General features: G+C 53.8%; 21 protein-coding genes. 11 read left to right on the plus strand and 10 right to left on the minus strand.

The features are described from left to right. The first annotated feature begins 134 nt into the window (after positions 1–134). From xylF to E1297_RS45215, 11 genes are all read left to right on the plus strand, one after another. Positions 135–1154: a D-xylose ABC transporter substrate-binding protein gene (gene xylF, locus E1297_RS45165; protein ID WP_155150139.1), complete on the plus strand. Its 1020-nt coding sequence runs from the start codon at positions 135–137 to the stop codon at positions 1152–1154. Positions 1155–1217: 63 nt separating this feature from the next. After that, positions 1218–2516: a sugar ABC transporter permease gene (locus tag E1297_RS45170; RefSeq protein WP_155150141.1), complete on the plus strand. Its 1299-nt coding sequence runs from the start codon at positions 1218–1220 to the stop codon at positions 2514–2516. Between the two features lie 71 nt (positions 2517–2587). Continuing rightward, positions 2588–3319, plus strand: a complete 732-nt coding sequence (locus E1297_RS45175; protein ID WP_368669861.1) for an ATP-binding cassette domain-containing protein — start codon at positions 2588–2590, stop codon at positions 3317–3319. A 9-nt stretch (positions 3320–3328) separates the two neighbouring features. Then, positions 3329–4636: a xylose isomerase gene (gene xylA, locus E1297_RS45180; protein ID WP_155150144.1), complete on the plus strand. Its 1308-nt coding sequence runs from the start codon at positions 3329–3331 to the stop codon at positions 4634–4636. 943 nt (positions 4637–5579) lie between these two features. After that, complete coding sequence (locus E1297_RS45185) at positions 5580–6734, plus strand: helix-turn-helix transcriptional regulator (RefSeq protein WP_155150146.1); 1155 nt, start codon at positions 5580–5582, stop codon at positions 6732–6734. Positions 6735–6894: 160 nt separating this feature from the next. Further along, positions 6895–7671, plus strand: a complete 777-nt coding sequence (locus E1297_RS45190) for an N-acetylmuramoyl-L-alanine amidase (protein WP_155150147.1) — start codon at positions 6895–6897, stop codon at positions 7669–7671. Between the two features lie 276 nt (positions 7672–7947). Next, positions 7948–8187: a hypothetical protein gene (locus tag E1297_RS45195; RefSeq protein ID WP_155150149.1), complete on the plus strand. Its 240-nt coding sequence runs from the start codon at positions 7948–7950 to the stop codon at positions 8185–8187. Then, complete coding sequence (locus E1297_RS45200) at positions 8177–8863, plus strand: extensin family protein (RefSeq protein ID WP_196223563.1); 687 nt, start codon at positions 8177–8179, stop codon at positions 8861–8863. Before E1297_RS45195 ends, E1297_RS45200 begins: the two co-directional genes overlap by 11 nt. Next, a complete protein-coding gene (locus tag E1297_RS45205; RefSeq protein WP_155150154.1) occupies positions 8860–9300 on the plus strand; it encodes a hypothetical protein in 441 nt (146 codons plus the stop codon). Before E1297_RS45200 ends, E1297_RS45205 begins: the two co-directional genes overlap by 4 nt. A gap of 7 nt (positions 9301–9307) precedes the next feature. Then, entirely contained in the window at positions 9308–9676 is a 369-nt protein-coding gene (locus E1297_RS45210; RefSeq protein ID WP_155150156.1) for a hypothetical protein, read from the plus strand. Positions 9677–9685: 9 nt separating this feature from the next. After that, complete coding sequence (locus E1297_RS45215) at positions 9686–11734, plus strand: OmpA family protein (RefSeq protein WP_155150158.1); 2049 nt, start codon at positions 9686–9688, stop codon at positions 11732–11734. Positions 11735–12154: 420 nt separating this feature from the next. Here the strand turns inward: E1297_RS45215 and E1297_RS45220 are convergent, their stop codons facing one another. From E1297_RS45220 to E1297_RS45265, 10 genes are all read right to left on the minus strand, one after another. Then, positions 12155–12739, minus strand: a complete 585-nt coding sequence (locus tag E1297_RS45220) for a ferric reductase-like transmembrane domain-containing protein (protein WP_155150160.1) — start codon at positions 12737–12739, stop codon at positions 12155–12157. After that, the gene (locus tag E1297_RS45225; RefSeq protein ID WP_155150162.1) at positions 12739–13239 is read right to left on the minus strand and encodes a twin-arginine translocation pathway signal; all 501 of its coding nucleotides are present in this window, start codon (positions 13237–13239) and stop codon (positions 12739–12741) included. Before E1297_RS45225 ends, E1297_RS45220 begins: the two co-directional genes overlap by 1 nt. Positions 13240–13611: 372 nt before the next feature. Then, positions 13612–15111: a cryptochrome/photolyase family protein gene (locus tag E1297_RS45230; RefSeq protein WP_155150163.1), complete on the minus strand. Its 1500-nt coding sequence runs from the start codon at positions 15109–15111 to the stop codon at positions 13612–13614. 19 nt (positions 15112–15130) lie between these two features. Beyond that, on the minus strand, positions 15131–16408 hold the full coding sequence (locus E1297_RS45235; protein ID WP_244328117.1) for an FAD-binding domain-containing protein: 1278 nt from the start codon (positions 16406–16408) through the stop codon (positions 15131–15133). Then, a complete protein-coding gene (locus E1297_RS45240) occupies positions 16360–16497 on the minus strand; it encodes a DUF2256 domain-containing protein (RefSeq protein WP_155150167.1) in 138 nt (45 codons plus the stop codon). The genes E1297_RS45235 and E1297_RS45240 overlap by 49 nt, the downstream gene beginning before the upstream one ends. Then, positions 16494–18008, minus strand: a complete 1515-nt coding sequence (locus E1297_RS45245; protein WP_155150170.1) for an FAD-binding domain-containing protein — start codon at positions 18006–18008, stop codon at positions 16494–16496. Before E1297_RS45245 ends, E1297_RS45240 begins: the two co-directional genes overlap by 4 nt. A gap of 277 nt (positions 18009–18285) precedes the next feature. Continuing rightward, positions 18286–18915, minus strand: coding sequence for an urease accessory protein UreG (gene ureG / locus E1297_RS45250; RefSeq protein WP_155150172.1), 630 nt, complete (start codon positions 18913–18915; stop codon positions 18286–18288). After that, positions 18912–19565 (minus strand): urease accessory protein UreF, encoded by a 654-nt coding sequence (locus E1297_RS45255; protein ID WP_155150175.1) that lies wholly within the window; start codon positions 19563–19565, stop codon positions 18912–18914. Before E1297_RS45255 ends, ureG begins: the two co-directional genes overlap by 4 nt. Continuing rightward, a complete protein-coding gene (ureE, locus tag E1297_RS45260; RefSeq protein WP_155150177.1) occupies positions 19549–20001 on the minus strand; it encodes an urease accessory protein UreE in 453 nt (150 codons plus the stop codon). The genes E1297_RS45255 and ureE overlap by 17 nt, the downstream gene beginning before the upstream one ends. 28 nt (positions 20002–20029) lie before the next feature. Beyond that, positions 20030–20254 carry a DUF1127 domain-containing protein gene (locus tag E1297_RS45265; RefSeq protein WP_155150179.1) on the minus strand — a complete coding sequence of 75 codons (225 nt, stop codon included), beginning with the start codon at positions 20252–20254 and terminating at the stop codon, positions 20030–20032. Positions 20255–20369 lie beyond the last annotated feature (115 nt).

The following is a 20369-nucleotide window of genomic DNA, read 5'->3' on the forward strand; positions in this document are numbered from 1 at the left end:
TGCTGTTGGCCCAATCTATTTGAATTTGAGTGCCTCTTGTAGAGTAAATATTTTACCGACTGAAATAAATATGGTATTCAAATCTGTGAGAGCCGCGAATCGAAAAGCGATGGCTCGGCAAATGGGAGGAAATCATGAAAAGAATTCTCAGCTTTTCGGCAGTGGCCACTTTGTTGGCTTCGACCGCATTCGCAGAGCCAGTGGTCGGCGTAAGCTGGTCGAACTTTCAGGAAGAGCGTTGGAAAACAGACGAAGCGGCCATCAAATCGGCGCTTGAAGCAGGGGGTGCTGAGTACATTTCGGCGGACGCGCAATCGTCTTCCGCAAAGCAGCTATCGGACATTGAAAGCCTGATCGCCCAGGGCGTAGATGCGCTTATCATTCTGGCGCAGGACGCGCAGGCAATCGGACCGGCTGTTCAGGCTGCGGCGGACGAAGGTATTCCGGTCATTGCCTATGATCGCCTGATTGAGGACGACCGTGCGTTCTATCTGACCTTCGACAATGTGGAAGTTGGCAGAATGCAGGCGCGCGCTGTTTTTGAGGCCATGCCCAAGGGCAATTATGTGATGATCAAGGGCTCTCCGACTGACCCGAACGCGGACTTCCTCCGCGGTGGACAGCAAGAGATTATCGGGGCAGCCGTCGACAGCGGTGACATTGTAATCGTTGGTGAGGCCTACACGGATGGTTGGTTGCCCGCGAACGCGCAGCGGAACATGGAACAAATCCTGACCGCGAACGAGAACAACGTGGATGCAGTCGTTGCGTCGAATGACGGTACTGCAGGCGGTGTTGTTGCTGCGCTGACCGCACAAGGCATGGAAGGCATTCCGGTTTCCGGTCAGGACGGCGACCACGCAGCATTGAACCGCGTTGCGCTGGGGACTCAGACGGTTTCTGTTTGGAAAGACGCGCGTGAGCTTGGAAAGGCCGCTGGCGAAATCGCTGTTGCGTTGAGCGGTGGAACAAGCCCTGCTGATGTCGAAGGTGCAGTAAGCTGGACGTCACCGGGTGGAACCGAGATGAACTCGGTTTTCCTAGCGCCTGTTCCAATCACTAAGGACAACTTGTCCGTGGTTGTAGATGCCGGATGGATCCCGCTGGAAGATCTTTGCCAAGGCGTTGAAAACGGACCTGCCCCTTGTAACTAAACCACTCAGCCCTGGGCCTCTTAGTCTGGGCCTGGGGCAAATGCTGAATATGAAAGATCGGAAATGACCGAAACTTCGTCTCAGCCGATACCTGAAAAAGCGAAACCCAGCCTGTTCCAGCAGTTGGAACTGGATATGCGGCTTTTGGGAATGATCGGCGCGTTTGTCATCCTGTGTATCGGGTTCAACATCTTCACGGACGGACGGTTCTTGACGCCTCGGAACCTGTTCAACCTCTCCATCCAGACGGTTTCAGTGGCCATTATGGCGTGCGGAATGGTGTTCATTATCGTCACGCGACACATCGACTTGTCGGTTGGCGCGCTATTGGCAACAACCTCGGCCGTGATGGCAATGACGCAAACCGAGCTTTTGCCGCAAATACTTGGGATGGGTTTGAACAATCCGGCAACCTGGGCGATCACAATTGTTGTTGGGCTGTTTGTCGGCACGCTGATTGGTGCGTTTCATGGCTGGATGGTTGGTTACCTGACGATACCAGCGTTCATCGTTACGCTTGGTGGATTTCTGGTTTGGCGAAACGTGGCGTGGTATTTGACCAGCGGCCAGACGATTGGTCCTCTGGATAGTACATTCCTGATGTTTGGCGGGACCAACGGAACATTGGGAACGACGACAAGCTGGCTGTTCGGCTTGTTTGCTACCGCAATCGCGATCTGGGCTTTGTGGAGTGGCCGCCGTGCAAAAGCGGCACATGGTTTCCCTGTCAAACCTGTCTGGGCCGAGGCCACTCTGGCCGGGATAATCGCAATCGCCATCCTTGGGTACGTTTACATCGTAAACAGCTACGCCATACCGACACGCCGGCTGCAACGTATGTTCGAAGCGCGCGGCGAGACAATGCCAGAAGGGCTGGTCGTCGGGTACGGTATACCGATTTCTGTCCTAATTCTCATCATAGTCGCGGTTACCCTGACGATCGTGGCACGGAAAACCCGGTTTGGTCGGTACATCTTTGCCACTGGCGGCAACCCGGATGCGGCAGAGCTTTCGGGTATCAACACTCGACTGCTGACTGTGAAAATCTTTGCTTTGATGGGTTTCTTGTGCGCTGTGTCCGCGGTGGTCGCCTCGGCCCGCCTGGCAAACCATTCGAACGACATTGGTACGCTCGACGAACTTCGGGTGATAGCCGCTGCAGTAATCGGAGGAACTGCATTGTCGGGTGGTATCGGAACCATCTATGGCGCAATCCTTGGTGCATTGATCATGCAGGCGCTGCAATCGGGCATGGCAATGGTTGGCGTCGACGCACCGTTTCAGAACATCGTGGTCGGCAGCGTCCTCGTGTTGGCTGTCTATATCGACATCGTTTACCGCAAGCGACTGGGGGCCAAGTGATGCAAGCTCAGGATACGCAAAAAAAACCTCTCGGTACTGGGCGCGGTTCAGGCGCGCCGCCATTGGTCGAGATGCGCGACATTTCGATTTCCTTCGGTGGGATCAAGGCCGTCGACCATGTGTCGGTCGATCTCTATCCGGGTGAAGTCGTTGGCCTGCTTGGCCACAACGGGGCCGGAAAATCCACGTTGATCAAGGTTCTGTCCGGCGCCTATCAGATGGATCACGGTGAGATTCTGATTGATGGCAAGCCAGTCGAGATTGGCAATCCCCGTGATGCCCGGGCGAATAATATCGAGACCATCTATCAGACGCTCGCCTTGGCCGACAATCTGGACGCGACATCGAACCTGTTCCTGGGGCGCGAGATGACGACGCCTTTTGGTTTGGTCAACGACGCAGCCATGGAAGCCGAGTGCCGAAAGATCATGGCGCAGCTCAACCCGAACTTTCAGAAGTTCAATGACCCGGTCTCCGCCTTGTCGGGTGGGCAAAGACAATCAGTGGCGATCGCTCGGGCTGTCTACTTCAACGCTCGTATTCTGATTATGGACGAGCCGACAGCAGCGCTTGGGCCGCATGAAACTCAGATGGTGGCGGATCTGATCCACCAGCTAAAGGCGCAGGGCATCGGGATATTTCTGATCGATCACGACGTGCATGCCGTCATGGAACTATGCGACCGCGCCTCGGTCATGAAGAACGGAAAACTGGTTGGGACGGTCGATATAGCAGACGTAACTGATGACGATCTTTTGTCGATGATCATTCTCGGCAAGCAGCCAGCACAAAAAGCAGAGTAGGGGGCAGAAATGCCAAGTGGATTTTTTGAAGGGATCGAGAAGGTCCAGTTTGAAGGCGTGGACAGCAAGAACCCGTTGGCCTTTCGTCACTACGACCCGGATGAAATCATCATGGGCAAGCGTATGGAGGACCATCTGCGGTTTGCGGTGGCCTGGTGGCATTCATTCGCGTGGGAGGGTGGAGACCCCTTTGGTGGACTTACGTTCGAACGCCCATGGCATCCTCAGGACGATATGGGCCGGGCCCGCCAGAAGGCAGATATTGCATTCGAATTGTTTGAGCTTTTGGGGCAGCCATTCTTTTGCTGGCACGACGCTGATATCCGACCCGAACAGGGAAACTTTGCCGATAACCTGTGCACATTAGAAGAAATCACCGATTATATCGGCGAAAAGATGCAGGTTTCTGGCACCAAACTGCTTTGGGGTACGGCCAATATGTTCAGTCATCGTCGCTGGATGTCTGGCGCCAGTACCAATCCTGATCCCGACGTTTTTGCGTTCGCTGCAGCGACAGTGAAATCCTGTATGGATGCAACTCACAAACTAGGCGGTGAAAACTATGTTCTGTGGGGTGGTCGTGAGGGCTACGAAACCCTTCTGAACACGGACCTGAAAACTGAATTGGACCACATGGGCCGTTTTCTGAACATGGTCGTAGAGTACAAACATAAGATCGGGTTCAAAGGCACCATTCTTGTGGAGCCGAAACCTCAGGAGCCTTCCAAGCACCAATACGACTATGACGCAGCTACTTGCATCGGTTTTCTCAGGAAGTATGGGTTGGAGAACGAAGTGAAACTAAATCTCGAGCAGGGCCACGCGATCCTTGCCGGGCATAGCTTTGAGCATGAAATTGCGGTTGCGGCTGCTGAAGGGATGCTGGGTTCGATTGATATGAACCGCAACGACTACCAATCCGGATGGGATACAGACCAGTTCCCGAACAATACACCGGAAGTTGCCTTAGCTTACTATTACATCCTGAAAGCTGGTGGATTTACCACCGGCGGCACAAATTTCGACGCCAAAATTCGCCGGCAATCCATTGACGCTGTCGATCTGGCGGCGGCTCATATTGGCGGAATGGACATATGCGCACGTGGTTTGAAAGCAGCGGCTGCAATGATTGAAGATGGAGGTTTGGAAAACGCGCTTTCGCAACGCTACTCCGGTTGGAAGTCTCCCAAAGCGGAGTCCATGTTAGGCAGTAGCCTGGATGAAATTTCCGCTCGCGTTTTAAATGAAGGAATAAACCCAGAACCGCAATCTGGACGCCAGGAAATACTAGAGAATTATGTGAACAGATTTGTCTAACTGCCAAACTTGGGTGTTTTCCACTGCTGTCAAAAGTCATGCCAAGCCGTCTTTGGTGCTGAGGGCACGAATGGAGGTTTTGTTCATAACCCGTCCATATAGACAAAACCCCTCCTTATTATGGTCGAATGGCCGCAATTCGCTTTGGGTCACAAATGCTTGACGTTTGGGTCGCAAATGAGTGACGTCATTGACCGACTTATTGAAGTTTTGGCCGTCGATTGAGTCAATTATCAGTGACGTTCCACAGTGCCCTTGTGAGACGACACATAGTTTTGCCACTAGCGACAGAACCTTACTATTTCCACCTTACTTCTTTCATCCAGCACCCAGACCGATTTGTTTGATCTTGGCTTCCTTTTGGGAAATCGGGGCTAATTTGCAGATCAGACGCCGAATGCGCCTGTTCCTGATGGTCTGTCACGTGACGAATCCCCTGCGAGACCGGGTTTGTTTTTAGATACCCAAAAGAGACATAGAATGTGGTTCGTGAACTGATGATGGCGGTAAAATGTCAAACCAAACTGAGTGTCTCTGCAACTGTTGAACCAAGAAAAGCAATTGGTGGAGCTAATCTGATGCTCGGCCGCACATGCTGATCAATGTTAGTGGCGGTCTCTCGATTGGGCCAACTACGTTGATTTACTGAATTGAGAGGTGAAGAAACATGACTGACACCGGTTCGACGAATATTGCAGTTTGTTCTGGTCCGGAGATTCAGCGGCAGGTAGCGAAGTCTGCTAAGAAAAGGTTTCAAACACCGTATATTTCACTGATTGCCAAATCGGCCGGATTTTCTTCGATTTCGATCTTTTGTCGCGCGTAGCGGTTTTAGCCGTTATTGTTAGAGGGCGCGGCGAAGACCGATCAACTCGTCCATAGCGTCAAATCGCATTAGGGAACCTCAGTTTCCCTTGCGGTTATTGAACTCTGGAGGTGACAGTTGGAGTTAGATGTTAGGGGCTATCAGGCCCTCGAAACGATATACGACACAGCGGTCAATCCCGGGCGCTGGCGCAGGGCTTTGGATGCAACGACCTCTGTCGTTGGAGCGAAGGCAATAGCCTTAGTGATCAGAGGACGTAAGGCGGGAGCAAAGGACCTGACGATGATGTCCAGTGTTTATCTGGATTTCTCCCGTACACCAGCAGGATGGTTCTATGGAGCTTGGCTCTCACGATTGCAAAATCAAGATTGGGATTTTCTTCGAACTCAACCAGCCCATCAGCCGATACCAGACCTTGAAACCGGACTTGCAGCCGAAGTCTTGGACGCCCGCAAGGATTATGCGTTTTTAAAGAGACGGACAGGTGTTGCCCGCCGAATTGGAATACGTCTCAACACTGATCCAATCTGGTTTGATGCGATGAGTCTAGGTTTCGACCAAAAAGACACCGAAGTACCTCAGTCAGCGTGTGAGAGATCTCTTGCATTGCTCCCACATTTAACGAAGGCTTTAGAGATAGGGCGCGTGTTTACCTTTTTGAAGGCGAGATACAAAGCCACTCTCACAGCGTTGGATCAAGTGCAGGCGGGCATTGCGATAGCGCTGCCGGATGGGCAGGTGATTGTCAAAAACGCAGAAGCAAAAAAGATTCTGAAAGCACAAGATGGAATAGCACTGGCCCGTGACGGAAGAATTGTAACTTCTGATCCGGATGTGACTTCGAAAATCAAAGCGCATATATTTGACATTGGATCCACAGCGCAGGGTCAAGCCAATCGCCATGAATCGCTTTTGTCCGTTTCGCGGCCATCTGGCCTGACGCCGTATCTTTTAGACATTGCCCCGCTGAGCGATAGCGATGCAGAGCTTGAGAACAACCTGGATGGAGCCTTAATCACAATAGTTGATCCAGAGCGAGTTCCGTATCTAAGACTAGAACGGTTCACGGCCCTTTATGGATTAACTCCAGCGGAAACCGAGGTTTGCCGATGGATTGCAGAAGGCGCAAGCGTTGCTGAGATTGCTGAGCATCGAAACACTAGTCCGACAACGGCAAAGAACCAAGTTGCAGCGGTGCTTGCAAAGACAGGTGTGAACGGCAGGCACGAACTGATACGCTTGATTCTTCGTGTTTTGCCTCCGGTAGCCTAACAACGCGTATGTGTGGTGTTTTGATTTTGAACGGAAACATCTGCATTAGGTCGTGCAGCGAATGAAGTGATCGCCTCCGCAATTTGCTCGTAGGTGATTCAAGGCCATCCAGCTTTTTCACATTTCACAATTAGTCGTCGTGTCATGATCTGTTTGGATCATGATCGCTGCGTTTGCTCTCATTAAGCTGCTCGACAATTGGCATTTTTTAGCTCGCAAACAAGTGCTTTTGAGAGACGATTTTGACCTTGCCTCCAACGGCCAAATTTTATTGGAAAAGGAGATTCTTATGACGAACTTCGCTTTGATCACCAACCCGGCAACCGCAGTCACGTCTATTCAGCAAGCGCTGAAGGCTCTGGGATACAACCCTGGTCCGATCGATGGTGACTTTGGTCGCCGGACCCGTGCGGCAGCTGAACTGTGGCTTGAAAACGATGGTGAACCGGCCGAGATGCAAAAAGTCGCCGCAGCCGTCAGTACAGGCGGGATGATTTATCAGGGTAGCGCCCGCCATGCCGTTGATGAAATCATTGTCCATTGCACAGCTACCCGTCCGGAATGGTATGCGGGACGATCTGTTGAAGAAAAGGCTGCTGAAATCCGCAGATGGCACGTGTCAGATCGCGGTTGGAAAGATATCGGCTATCATTACCTGATTGATCGTGATGGTGGCATCGCGAAAGGACGTGCTGAAAACGTTGTGGGCGCGCATGTGGCGGGCCGCAACGCCGGTACGATTGGTATCTCTTTGGTTGGCGGTTTCGGCTCATCTGAAAACGATGCCTTTTCTGACAACTTTACGGACGCCCAAGATTCCGCGTTGCGCAATCTGATCTCGGACATTCAGGGGCGGACGCTGGTCAAGAGGGTTAGCGGTCATAACGACTACGCAGCAAAAGCGTGTCCGGGCTTTAAGGTTGACCGGTGGCTCTAAGGGCTGCGAACCACCCACTTTGTCGCTTTTTGAATAGCTAGGGTGGTTCAATAGCGGACGCTTCGATGTTCAGAAATGATCCCTGAAACTCAGGAGATCGACTGAGCGCCTCTGACGTAAAACTGAAATTCAACGCTGGACTGCATCGCCGCTATATCCGCAGGCACAGCCCCGCCGGGCGAGGTTGTTCGGCAAGGCAAACGATACTTTTTTTCAATAAATTAGGCGCTTGAGAGAGTTTGGCGCCATTCGGAAACAGTTATTTAGAGGTGTCACATGGCTCAGATGTCAACAAACCTGCCTGCGCGAAAGGTTGTCTTCGGCTCTGTCGGGGCGGCAGTTGCGACGGTCTTTATTTATGTAGTCGAAGAGTTCCTCCTAGGTGCTACGTTGCCCGGTGCAGTGTCGGCTGCGCTGATCACAATTATCGTGTTTCTGGTCGGGTACTTTGTGCCCCCAAGTGCCAACGATGGCATCATCACCGATGACCAAGGGGTGAATGCCCATGGCACGTAATCGGATCAGTCAGTTTGGTGACGTCCCGCTGCTTTATGACCGGGATCCGGTAGCTAACTACGGCAAGTGCGGTTTTCGCACGCATCCTCATGTCGATACGGTCTTTGCGCTTCAAACGGACATCGCATTCGGCGAAATGTTCCTGGTGCTCGAGGCGATGGATCTTGGGCAGGTCACGGCCATCCTGTTTGGCGGCGTCGATCGAACTGGAGGTGGATCCAGTCTTCACCACAAGGGCCGAGCGTTCGATCTGGACGGTCTGGTGTTCGATAACGGCTTCATCTGGATGGCCGATACCTTTGCTACGCAACCGCATCAATATCTCGCGATCGAAGGCGTGCTGCGCCAGAATTTTGGAACAGTGCTAACCTCAGGCTACGACTCCGCCCATCGCGATCATATCCATTTTGATAATGGCGAGCCGGTTGGTTTTCAGCGGCATTCCAAAAGCCGAGTGCTTTACCTGCAAAACGCTCTGAAATTCCTGTTTGACCAAATGCTTACCATCGATGGGGTATGGGGGCCGGAAACGCAATCGATCGAGCGCGAAGTGCGCAAAGAGCTTGGGCTGGGTGGCCTGTCGATCCGATCGAACTGGGTCGGGTTTATCGAGGCCAGCATCGACATCGCGACGGATCGGGCTCGTGAGTTGAATCAAGGAGGGCTGATTGCATGACCTACTTTTCGAAGACAGCTTTTATTGTTGCCGGGATTGGCATTGCCCTCAGTGGATGCACCTATTTTGAACCTGCCTTTCCCGATCAGGTCACAAAATCTGCGGCGGATGGATTGCAGAGTGTTTCGTCGCTGGTGGCATCTGCGCAGCTGGGCGACTTCAAGGGGCCTGGCTCCTATAACGGTGCCGCCACGCGCTATGCCGATGCGCTTGCGCAGTTGGAGGTCACCCGAAGCTGGGTAAAAAACCGGGCAGAAAGCAACGACGGCAGGCCGGCGACCAAAGCGGCCACGCTGCTTGCGGCGGACCTGACGGAATGCGTCGACGGGGTCACTGAAATGGCTCAGCAGCATCGGACCGTTGGGCTCGGCCAGTCTCAAGCCTACACCTTGGTACAGGTGACCTGCGCCATCCCCATCAACAACATTTTGCAGTGAGGTTGCCATGGCATTTGATTATGAAAACTTCAAACCCAGCTCTGTAGATGATTTGCTAAATGGTTTAGGTGCCGCGATTTCTTCCGAAGCCCAAACCTGGTTCGCCGATAGCAAAGAGCAGGCGAGCGGCTATCTGAAAAGTATCTCGGAAGCCGTCATTCAAACACAGATCGACTTTGCCGCAAATCGGATCAGCAAGCAGAATGCTGAATTCCTAATGCGGTCACATAAGCGCGCTATGAAAGTGTATCTGAATGGTCTGAAATACGAGACTTTCGAATTTCGGCAAACCATTCTCAATACAGCTGTCCGTGCCCTTGGGTACGCTGTGCGAAATCTGACGGGTCTAAACATAGCGCCGCAACTCGTACGGTGAGGTTATGTCATGACAAAGAGAGTAAAAATCCCGCCCGATGGTCGCTGTGTGGTCGTCGACAAGGGCCAGCGTTGCCCGAAGGATGCCGTCGACGATGGTAAAGGGTTGCTGTGCGAAGGGCATCTGGCAGCTCTGGGAAAAGAAAAGATCTCTGTGCTGACCAGCCTGAAATCTGCTGAAATCTCAAAGCTCTTAGACCTGAGTGCAAAAGAACCCACCAAACCCCCCTCGCGTCTTGCCGACATGGTGTTTTCCACTCCGGGGCTTCTTGTGATAACGGGCACGACCATTGTCGCGCTTCTTGAACGAGTTTGGCGTCATGAACTTGGAATCGTACTGCCGATCGGCGACAACAGTTCGACCTTTGATCGGTTTCTTTCAGCTGAGTTTGTAATCTTAGTCCTTATTTTTGCTTCACTTTATCTGCTCGCCGCGCTTGCCGCTTGGGCGGTGCTCTATGTGGTTGGTGTAGTGATATCTCCTACACTTGTGACGTTGCTCAAAGGAGGGTGGCTTCAATTGGCAGTTTTGACGTTGAAGCACCGTATCAAGTTTCTCGCGGTTCAAATTGGCCTGCGGTTTGGACATGGCCGGGGAATGGAGCAGGCGGTGAAGATGCGCATCGAGCGCGAGTTTGAACGCAATAAGCAAGCAGAGCTCGCTTTGGCTCGCAGGATGCGAGACAGTTATGAGGCTACACGCAACATGTGGATCGGGAGAACCAACAATGCAGTTGGTTTTTGGGTCGGGGCACTTCTCAATAGCAAACAGAAGGGAATCAACCCTGTTCTGGTCAGAATGGGACTGATCGCAATACTGGCTGGCAGTCTGATACTGACTACCAAGAACATTGCAGGCGAAGTTAAGGGAAAAATCGAGACCGCTTCGAAGAACTGCACGTCGATTTCCGTTGGGCACTGGATCCTTGATAGGTTGGAAAAACTTGAGCTGCCAATTGCCGCGCGGATACCCTGCGGCAGGATTGTTATGTCGGCCCCACCTGCTTTGGAGAATTTTAGGATTGTTGATGCAGGTTTGTCCGCTGAGCGAGAGGGTCCGGTGGTGTCCAAACCAGTTTTCCATCTTGGCAAATATGGGGGATGGGCGGCGCTTGCTCCAGTTGATGAGCCCGGCCGGCTCGTATTCCTCAATGCTTCTACGATAAGACAGTTCCAACTTGAGGATGCAAAACCTAGCCTGTCACTTCCGCAACTGTACGCTCAAAAAACGCATCAACTAGCATCTTCGGCAATAGCACTTACTTCGAGGATACAGAATTTTTTGTCGGACCCGCGAGTTGATACCGAGGTGCAAATTGCGCGTCTGGAACAAGAGGTGAAGCTGCTGAGGGAACGACCGCCTCTTGTGGTGCTCCAACCGACGACTGTTAACGAAACCCAGAAGAACCTGACGGTTGAACTTGTAGCTGAGTTCGCTGGTGGAACTATCCTAGAAGACACGTTGGAGGATCTTGGCGGTGCTGCAAATTCTTTGGCCGTTGCTGCCGAAGCGTTGGCAGGATCGGGTGGCAAAGATCCGTTACGTCCTTTGCAGGTTTATTGGGGGCAACTAGCCAACCAATTGGGAACGGACGCTTTGGATGCGTGCCGACGGGAAAATGACGATAAAATGCCAACAACAATTTATTTTAACGAGGGCATGGTTGACCCGATAGACAACCAAAAGATTGTGGATTTTGCCAAAAAGATGAAGACGCATAATCCTGGCAAAGGTCGGCTGATCGTACAGTTGAAAGGACGTGCGAGCACCTCTGGTCTGCCTGAGGAAAACAGGAAACTAGCTGACAGACGCGCTGATCGGGTCAAGCATATGCTGATTGAGCACACGTTCGACCTTTCGTCGTCTAAAGCCAGTGCCGAAGGGCACAGCCGACTGGAAGAGGCTAAGATCACTATCCTGACCTATGAGCAAGGCGAGGCTATAGATCCGGTGGAGTCACAGAAATTCGAATCTGCCAGACGGGTGGAGGTTGAGTATTGCCTCATACCGGCAATAGCCCCTGCGAACACCGATTCCGCTCAATTGGCGAACAAATAGCGGTCGATTTCGAAGGGAAGCCTTTGAGTCGCAAATGGCAAATCTTAAGCGCCTATTAGGAATAGAATGTTTCAGTCTCAAAGACATAGTTTTCGCTGGTGGCAGAACCTTGCCATTTTCGCCCCACTTCTTTTGTCCAGCACCCAGTCTGATTTCATTGATCCTGGCTTCCTTTTGGGAAAATCAGGCCTGATTTGCAGATCAGTAACGTGGCGAACGCGGAGGTCTGTGGCCCTTCATGCAGTTTCAGGACTACATGGCATCCTCAAACAGTTGGTTCGTCGCTCTTGGGCTGGATTTAGTTTTGACACCAAAAAAACGCAGCAGGACCGGATATCGGATTGGGGTTATTAACCAATGGGGCTAGCAAAAGGCGGACTTTCAGCAGTCGTTCGCGGTGCAACGCCTCTATGACCGCAGTTAGCGGATCATTCGCCATACGCGGCGGCGATACAAGGCCCATGCTCCTGCCCCCAAAACGATCACGCATAGTGCCCCTTTCGTCACGTTCTCCATCGCACCCTGGATTAGCCATGCGTGTACGACCGTGCCCGTGACGATCACGACCGCCGCCACGCTATGGCCGAAGCGCCAGATGCGCAGTCCCAGTTGCTTTCTCACGGCAGCAAGGATGGCGGTAGCGAAGAGAGCCCACATTGCCACTGCACCCCAGACGGAAAACGGGGTCGGAGAGCGGAACAGCAAGACGTCCACCACGTCCGGCGGGCTCGTGACCCAAAGACCCGCCACGTGGACAACCACCGCGAAAACCAGTGCCGTTCCGGTCCAGATATGGATGCGCCGCGCCGGGATCCCCGGAAGAACGCCGATGATTAGAAGAGGCTGAACAAGCAAAAGCGCCAATCCGATGATCCCGGAAAATCCGGCAATGACATAGAGCGGCTCGCGCCATTGCAGAAGCGGGCTTTGCGCTGCGGCGATCAAGGGAACGGCAATTGCCAAGGCTAGAGCCCCCCATGCGACCACGCCGCGCAACAAGCTCATCAGACAGGACGCAGAACGAACTCAACATGCAGGCTCGTGTCCGATGCCTGCTCCATCACAGGCCGCAAAAATACCGTCTCGAAGCCGCCATCATCGTATTCTGCATCGTAAGCCAGATGCGCATGCGGCTGACCGAAGGCAGGTACAATCTGTGGCATCTCGATGCGGAATACGCCGTCGGCGTCGGTGAGCGTCGCGCCATGAGACCGCGCGTCCCGTTCGTGACCTTCGGTCGTATGGGCCCACACCTGAATGCGCCGGCCAGCAAGGGGTGCACCGTCGCCTGCGCGTCTCACGGTTCCAGTGGTCCAGAAGCCGCCACCGCCGATCCTTTCCATGATCGGGGCGCCGGGGCGGTAATTGTTGGCTCCTCCCCGCATCGTCGGAGTGGCTGCAACAGTTTGTGCGCTTGCCGGCAAGGTCAGGCCGGAGGCCCCAATGAGAAGCGCGGCCCCCGCGGTTGAAACGACAGCTCTCCGGGTCAGGTTTGGGGTTGTCATGTCGATCTCTCCCAACTGCAGTATTCAATAGGTACTTCTGCAATCTGTTATATGTATACAGGTGGAAGGAGCCATTCAAGCACAGCACCCGTCGGTCCGGGCTCGTTGCGGACTTTCTCTGCCAACAGGATCAATGTTTGCTACCAGATAGAAATAGGTGATGGTGTGTCGGATCCGCAGGTGAAATACTCACTCAACCAGAGATCGCTTCACATAAATCCGCTCAGTGGAGTTCACGGTTTGTTATGGTGCTATCAATCATTCGATGGTTGCGGGAATGTGACATGCGAGGTTCCGTTCTGCGACGACCGCAATGCGGACAAACCGGATTTATAAAGTGATATTGGTTTCAGTCTTTTGCAGCCTCTGAATTCACGTATCACTGAACCGCTTCAGAAAGGCATCTGCCGTCGCTAAATGCTTGGCTTTGATATCGGGCGACATACGCTGCGCTGTACGGCACATCATCGCCCACCTTGGGTTCCCGGCCAGCCTTTCCGAGTGTTTCAAGATAAAGCGCCAATAGAGGCCGTCCCAAATCTCAGCCCAAGGCCCTTTGCTCCAATGGCTCATTTTGCGAATGTAGTTTGAGCCGGAAAAATACGGCTTCGTGGTGATGAGGCCGCCATCGGCGTGCTGACTCATCCCATAAACATTGGGGACCATCACCCAATCATAGCTGTCCACGAACATCTCCATGAACCAAAAGTAAACCTCATCGGGGTCAATCTCACATAAGAACATAAAACCGCCCAGCACCATGAGCCGTTCGATATGGTGGCAATATCCGGTTTTGAGAACCCGGCGGATCGTATCGTCGAGGGGATCAATCCCAGTTGTCCCATCATAAAACGCGCGGGGCATGGGACGATGATGCCCCCAATGATTGGCCCCTCGCATCTTGACGCCAAGGTCCTCGTAAGTTGCGCGCATGAACTCGCGCCATCCGATGATTTGGCGGATAAATCCCTCGACCGCGTTCAAGGGAATGGACTTGCGCTCAGCGTGGGCCAAGGTCGCATCAACGACCTGTTGCGGTGTTAAAAGGCCAATATTCAAGGCGGGCGTCAGAACAGCATGCCAGAGCCAGTTTTCGCCTTGAACAATCGCGTCTTCGAAATCGCCAAAGCGATCAAAGCGCCGCTCCAGAAACTGCGTCAGCCATGCGGAAGCGGCGTGGTGGGATGTCGGATAATAAAGCGTATCCAACGACCCTAAGGCATCGGGAAATTCGTTCAGAACGCTTGTCTTTGCGGCATGGTCAACCGCGTCATGGCTGGGCCAGTCGATCCAGGGTAGGCTGTTCAGAAGCGCCTTTGGGATCTTTTTGCGGTTGTCCTCGTCAAAGCTCCACCGCCCACCTGTCGGTTGATCCGCTTCCATCAGAACATTCAAACGGCGACGTTGGCTTTTGTAGAACTCCGCCATGAACCACCGTTTTCGTCCCGCAAACCACGACAGGTTGTCCGCTCGCGTATTCAGAAAACCGGGTGTTGGGAGGAGATTGAGCGCGATCCCGGTCTCTTGTGCCGCCGCGCGCAGGCGCTTTTCGGAAATAAAATCAACCGGGTCCGTCATCGTGACGCTGCGGGTGCCATCATCTCGAAGCCCCTGGAACAAGCGCAGGTAGGCATCAGCCCGCCGCTCGTAGGCAAAGATCTTAGCATTGATCCCTCTGGTCACCAGATCATCGCAATACCGTCTCATTGAGGCCCGGTGCAGCCAGAGCTTTTGTTTGTGCATCTTGGCCGGATAGACGGCGTCGCCGAAAAAGAGCGGATCCTCAAAAAGCACAACGCGGTCCGGTTGGTTGGCGAGCCCAGGATGATCGGCAAAAAGCTGGTTGGGGAGAAGGATGGTGGTTGAGGACAAGAGGTAAGCTCTGATTTGTTTAACGGATGAGTGATAAGTTGCTCAGGATCCCGGGTATCTTTTTCTTAAGGCCAAAGAACCCTGTCTTTGTGTGAGGCCACGCTTCGCGGTCATAGGGACGCAGGACACGAGCGAGAGTGATGCCCGCACCCTTAAGTTGGGGTTCTGCCCGATCCAGCCGTGATCTGACTGGCCCAATCGGCGCGTGAGCCGTTGCGATGGTTGTGACGCCAGCTTGTCGCGCGGCTTCAATCAACGCATCGCACCAATTGTCGCGCGCCTCCAGTATATTGGTGTGTTGCCCCAGCGCGCTCTTCATTGCGCCACAGGCGAAATCTTGTGCAACTTTCCCGATCGGATTTGGGGATCGACCGTGGGTGGCTAAGACGCCGACCACCGCAACGGGCGAGACCGGCATAATGCCAGCGCCCGAAAGATCATCCTCTGTCAAAAGCAACAAATATGGGCTGCCCACATGTTGTTGGGGAAATGCAATCGGAATGCGCGGATGTTCTGACTCTTCGACAAGCGGCTGCGCATGAGTGGCCAGACCTTTGGGCTGAAACCGACCTTCGGTGTATTTGGCGATGTTTTCTGCGCGCGCCAAGTAGGTCTTTCCTCTCGTGTGCAATCCTCCAACCCAACGCCAGCTCAGTGTGTTGGAGGCCGGATCGCCATCCAGAAGATGTCGCAAAAAGAAGTCCGCGCCCAGTTGCCAGGGCAGCCGCAGTGTGAATATCCAGATCGACGCGAACCACATGCGTGCGTGATTGTGCAAATACCCGGTTTCGACCAATTCGCGCGCCCAATGGTCAAAACACGGAAAGCCGGTATTGCCACACACCGCATCCTTGAATCGGGCCGCTAAGGAGGCATCACCGTCAAGGTCTTCAAGGGTGCGCATCAGATCGCGTTGGTAGTGCACCCAGACGCTTGGCCTTTGTTCCAACCAGCCTTTGAAATAGGTACGCCAAAACACTTCTTGGACAAATTTCTCTGACATGCTGGGGCTGTGCGTAGCCAGCACCCGCGTCAGCACCTCTTGTTCTGTCACCAAACGATGCCGCAGCCATGGCGACAGACCAGAGACATTGTTGCGCCTGTGTTTGCCGAAGTCGTAGTTGCGCGTGCGCGCATAGTGCCGCCCGGTGCGTGCCACGAACTGCTCCAGCCTTTTTAGGCCAGCCGCACGCGTTGGTTGAAAATCAAAGGTTACTTGCAGGGTCTCAAGGTCTGAAGATGTATCGGTCACGTGGCAGACCTGCATTTTTTCGAGCAGTATTTGACTTCGTCCCATACTCTTTCCCATTTCTTGCGCCACGCAAACGGGCGTTGGCACACCGGGCAGATTTTCTGAGGCAGATTGGCCTTTTTGCGCATCTTCATGTTGGATCTCCGAAGGGCAGGTTCAGCTGCGCGGGATCGGTAGGCGCGCGGAGGGGCTTCTGGATGCTCCGCCAGGTTTTTCGGCTGGCATGTGTGCGGGCGATGGCCCGGGCCTCATTGCGAAAGTCATCGCCTCGACGAATGCCCCAAACCCGTTCGCGCGCGGCTTTGGCCGCTGCCAAGTGATCAAATATCCGCTCTGGATAGGCGATCCCGATGATCTGCGTGGCATTTCCTGCCTTCCAGGGTTCATGGATATACCGATTCGCAATCGGAGTCAGTTCAGGTAGCCATGTCCGAATAAACTGCCCCTTGGGGTCCTGATCATACCCTTGTTTCACCGGGTTGTAGATGCGGACAGTGTTGATCCCCGTTGTTCCCGATTGCATCTGTACCTGGTTCCAATGGATTCCGGGTTCATAGTCGGTGAACATCCGCGCCAGATGCAGTCCGGGTGCGCGCCAATCCAGCCAAAGGTGATAGCTGGCCGTGGCCATCACCATCGCCCGCATCCGAAAATTCAGCCAGCCAGTGGTTCGCAGCGACCGCATGCAGGCATCCAAGAATGGATAACCCGTCTCACCGTTCGACCAGGCGACCAAGAGATTGGCATCGGGCGTTTTGGGCCGGAGTCCGTCATAGAGCCGGTGTAAGTTCTCAAATTCGATACGCGGCTCATCCTCAAGCTTTTGGATGAAGTGGCAATGCCAGTGCAGTCGGCCCGAAAACGACCGTAAGGATTTGTGCCAATCCTTTGCCCTGGGTGGCAATGCGCGTCTCTGCCGTCGTGACGTTTGGGCCACCTCGCGCATCGAAAGGGCACCCCAGGCAAGATAGGGTGATAGCCGCGAACACGCCTCGGCCCCCTCGACGGGGCTCGACATGGCTCGCTGATATTGCTCGCCGCGGTGGGTCAAAAAGCTGTTTAGCCTTTCCAGACCCGCACGCCTTCCCCCAGTTTGGCGCCCATTGCACCTATCATCCAGCAAACCAAGGTCGCGCCTTGTTGGAAACGGGCCAAGATCAACTTCGATCGGGGCCAGCGGCGTGGGCGACGTGGTGGGCAGGTCCATAAATTTGTCCCAACGCGCCGCCCAACCGTCACGCGATTTGAGCTTACGAAATACGCCATGATTTTGCACTTCGACCCACGGAATGCCATGATCCCGGCACCACGCAGCAACTTGAAGATCGCGTTGATAGGTCCAGTGATTGCCGGTTTCTTCATGCGACCAAAGCGCCTCGATCAGGCCTTGTTCCTTTAGCGCAGAAAAAACCGATTGGATTTGACCCACGCGTATAACAAGCGGCTGTCCTAGTGCCCCTAGGTCCTTCCGCAATTCGGCAAGCGTTTCCGCTACAAAGTTCCATTGACGCGCTGAGGCATCAGCCTGTTGCCATAGCTCGGTTTCAACAACGTAGAGCGGTAACACCGGCCCAACGCGCGAGGCCTGCTCCAATGCAGAATTGTCCTGCACCCTCAGATCGCGTTTGAACCAGACAACCTGCATGATCTCTCCAACAGTCCTTGACTGGTGGTACGGAGAACGCTCGGGAGCAGATCATTTTCTAGGCTGATTTCGCTCTGCGTCAGCGGCGGAATACGAAGCGTGAAAATAATGACACCGTATCCGATCTCGAATGGCAGTTATTGTCGCCTCACTCTGTGCGAATACCCGTCACTTGTAACTTCGCCTTGAATGTCAGGAATATGCGGTTCGTGACGCGCCGCGCACGCAAAGAAAGGAAGCTTGGCCGACCGCGGCTGTGACCTCTTCGTCTCGGGGGCTAATTCGCTTCTGAAATACTTAAACCCCCTCCTTTCACAAGTAGATCCACAATTGCGTCGACCCCGCTTCTGTGACGAAGTGACGAGAACAAGAAGGGCCGTCCTTTGCGCATTTTTTTCGCATCACGTTCCATAACCTCCAACGAAGCGCCAACATGCGGCGCAAGGTCGGTCTTGTTGATTACAAGGATGTCCGATTTCGTAATCGCTGGCCCGCCTTTCCTGGGGATTTCTTCGCCTGCGGCGACATCAATCACATAGATGGTCAGATCCGCCAATTCCGGGCTGAATGTGGCCGACAGATTGTCGCCACCGCTTTCAATCAACACCACGTCGAGGTCAGGATGACGTGTCTGCATTTCAGCGACAGCCGCCAAATTGATTGAGGCGTCTTCGCGAATTGCTGTGTGCGGGCAGCCACCGGTTTCAACGCCAATGATCCTGTCGCGCGGCAGGATCTGCATGCGCATGAGCGCCTCGGCATCCTCCTGCGTATAGATGTCATTGGTAATAACACCTACTGAGCAGACATCGCGCAGTGCTTCGGACAAAGCAGCGGTCAAAGTGGTTTTTCCGGCTCCTACAGGGCCTCCGATGCCCACGCGAAGCGGTCCGTTCATACTCGTCATGTGCGGAAAATCCTCGAATATTGAGTTTCGTGCTTCATCGATGCGATGTCCGACAGAAACGCCGTTGAACTCAGCTGATCCAAATCAGCCTCTTGGGCGCTCAGGGCAATCCGCTCGCACAATGGCGTTAGGGTTCGGATTAGCCTTTGCGCGTCAGTCTGGCCCAAGGGTACAAGGCGCGTTGCGCAGGCAACAAGATTACTTGCAAACGCCTGCAGAAACATCTTAGTCGTCAACAATATGGGAAGGCTCTGCAACCTGGCTGCTTGGCCTAAGCTGACAGGATAGGAGAATTGGCTCAGATCCAATTCCCAGACATCTCCCGTGACGGTTCCAAAGGCCTGACCCAGCAACTTGGTTTCCATGAGCCTTTCGGATGACGCACAAAAAGCCCGAGCGATAACATCGACGTTGGTCAGTTCATCTCTATCCTGCGCATTGTATGCCGCCACAACGAACACAGCATCATTCCATCCGGATCCGTGTTCCAGCACGTCCGAAATCCATGCTTCGGTGTCTTGTGAACTTGTGACAGTTCCCTCGTCAATTGCAGCCCCCAACCCGTGAGAATAGGCGAACCCCCCTACAGGATATGCAGGGGACAACCATTGGGTCAGCGTCAGGATATCGGCGTCAGTGGGTATGACCATGGGTCCTGCCGTGGCCATAGGCTCCGCCTTCTGGGGTGAACGGTTCTCGCACCTCTCGCAGCGTGGCGCCAATTTTGAGCAGCATGTCTCGGATGACGTGATCGACCTGGATCAACAGGCGATCCTTTTCGATCTGACAAGGCGTATGGCGATTGCCGATATGCCATGCGATGCGCGTCAGGTCTGGGGCGGTGACCTCTAGCAACGCTTCGGGTGCAGCCTGTATTTCCACTTCGCGACCATCGTCCAGAACCAACGCGCCGCCGTGGTTCAACGAAGTCGTCTGCGCCAGATCGATGAGAATCTGTTCGCCACTTTCGCAGGTCAGAACCTTGCGACGCAAAAAACGGTCATCATAGGTTAGCGACAGGCAGTCTGCAGGATCGCTGTGCGTGTGATCCGAATACTTACGTGCAGTACAGAGCAGGGCGGTCATACCGTCACCTCCTCTGCAGCGGGAATGGTCAGAGCCAGATTGAGTCCGAAAATACGCGATGCACGATCCGTTCGCGCGTCAGGCCGCGCTTTTTCAACTCTTCGTCGCTGAGCGATTGCAGGAATTCGACTTGCCGGACGCGTGATTGAGCTTCGGCCACGCTGATTAGGGCCGAGTAGACTGATGACCCGATTGATGCGATCAAACCGGGCAACGAAAAGCGTGCGTGTGTTTGTGCTGTTGAGTGTGCCATTTGGACCCTCGTAAATGTTGGTCCTCCCATTGGATTTAATATTTGTCATAGTGGCCTCAGTTAGAAGAGCGTGTTAGGTCATTCCTGCCTTGCACGAGTCGCAACGCAGCACATT

It is taken from the genome of Roseibium sp. RKSG952 (genome assembly GCF_009711355.1).

Coding starts and splice junctions, on each gene's coding strand:
- xylF (WP_155150139.1), top strand. CDS start 135: ATGAAAAGAATTCTCAGCTTTTCGGCAGTGGCCACTTTGTTGGCTTCG.
- E1297_RS45170 (WP_155150141.1), top strand. CDS start 1,218: ATGACCGAAACTTCGTCTCAGCCGATACCTGAAAAAGCGAAACCCAGC.
- E1297_RS45175 (WP_368669861.1), top strand. CDS start 2,588: ATGCGCGACATTTCGATTTCCTTCGGTGGGATCAAGGCCGTCGACCAT.
- xylA (WP_155150144.1), top strand. CDS start 3,329: ATGCCAAGTGGATTTTTTGAAGGGATCGAGAAGGTCCAGTTTGAAGGC.
- E1297_RS45190 (WP_155150147.1), top strand. CDS start 6,895: ATGATCGCTGCGTTTGCTCTCATTAAGCTGCTCGACAATTGGCATTTT.
- E1297_RS45195 (WP_155150149.1), top strand. CDS start 7,948: ATGGCTCAGATGTCAACAAACCTGCCTGCGCGAAAGGTTGTCTTCGGC.
- E1297_RS45200 (WP_196223563.1), top strand. CDS start 8,177: ATGGCACGTAATCGGATCAGTCAGTTTGGTGACGTCCCGCTGCTTTAT.
- E1297_RS45205 (WP_155150154.1), top strand. CDS start 8,860: ATGACCTACTTTTCGAAGACAGCTTTTATTGTTGCCGGGATTGGCATT.
- E1297_RS45210 (WP_155150156.1), top strand. CDS start 9,308: ATGGCATTTGATTATGAAAACTTCAAACCCAGCTCTGTAGATGATTTG.
- E1297_RS45215 (WP_155150158.1), top strand. CDS start 9,686: ATGACAAAGAGAGTAAAAATCCCGCCCGATGGTCGCTGTGTGGTCGTC.
- E1297_RS45220 (WP_155150160.1), bottom strand. CDS start 12,739: ATGAGCTTGTTGCGCGGCGTGGTCGCATGGGGGGCTCTAGCCTTGGCA.
- E1297_RS45225 (WP_155150162.1), bottom strand. CDS start 13,239: ATGACAACCCCAAACCTGACCCGGAGAGCTGTCGTTTCAACCGCGGGG.
- E1297_RS45235 (WP_244328117.1), bottom strand. CDS start 16,408: ATGGGACGAAGTCAAATACTGCTCGAAAAAATGCAGGTCTGCCACGTG.
- E1297_RS45240 (WP_155150167.1), bottom strand. CDS start 16,497: ATGAAGATGCGCAAAAAGGCCAATCTGCCTCAGAAAATCTGCCCGGTG.
- E1297_RS45245 (WP_155150170.1), bottom strand. CDS start 18,008: ATGCAGGTTGTCTGGTTCAAACGCGATCTGAGGGTGCAGGACAATTCT.
- ureG (WP_155150172.1), bottom strand. CDS start 18,915: ATGACGAGTATGAACGGACCGCTTCGCGTGGGCATCGGAGGCCCTGTA.
- E1297_RS45255 (WP_155150175.1), bottom strand. CDS start 19,565: ATGGTCATACCCACTGACGCCGATATCCTGACGCTGACCCAATGGTTG.
- ureE (WP_155150177.1), bottom strand. CDS start 20,001: ATGACCGCCCTGCTCTGTACTGCACGTAAGTATTCGGATCACACGCAC.
- E1297_RS45265 (WP_155150179.1), bottom strand. CDS start 20,254: ATGGCACACTCAACAGCACAAACACACGCACGCTTTTCGTTGCCCGGT.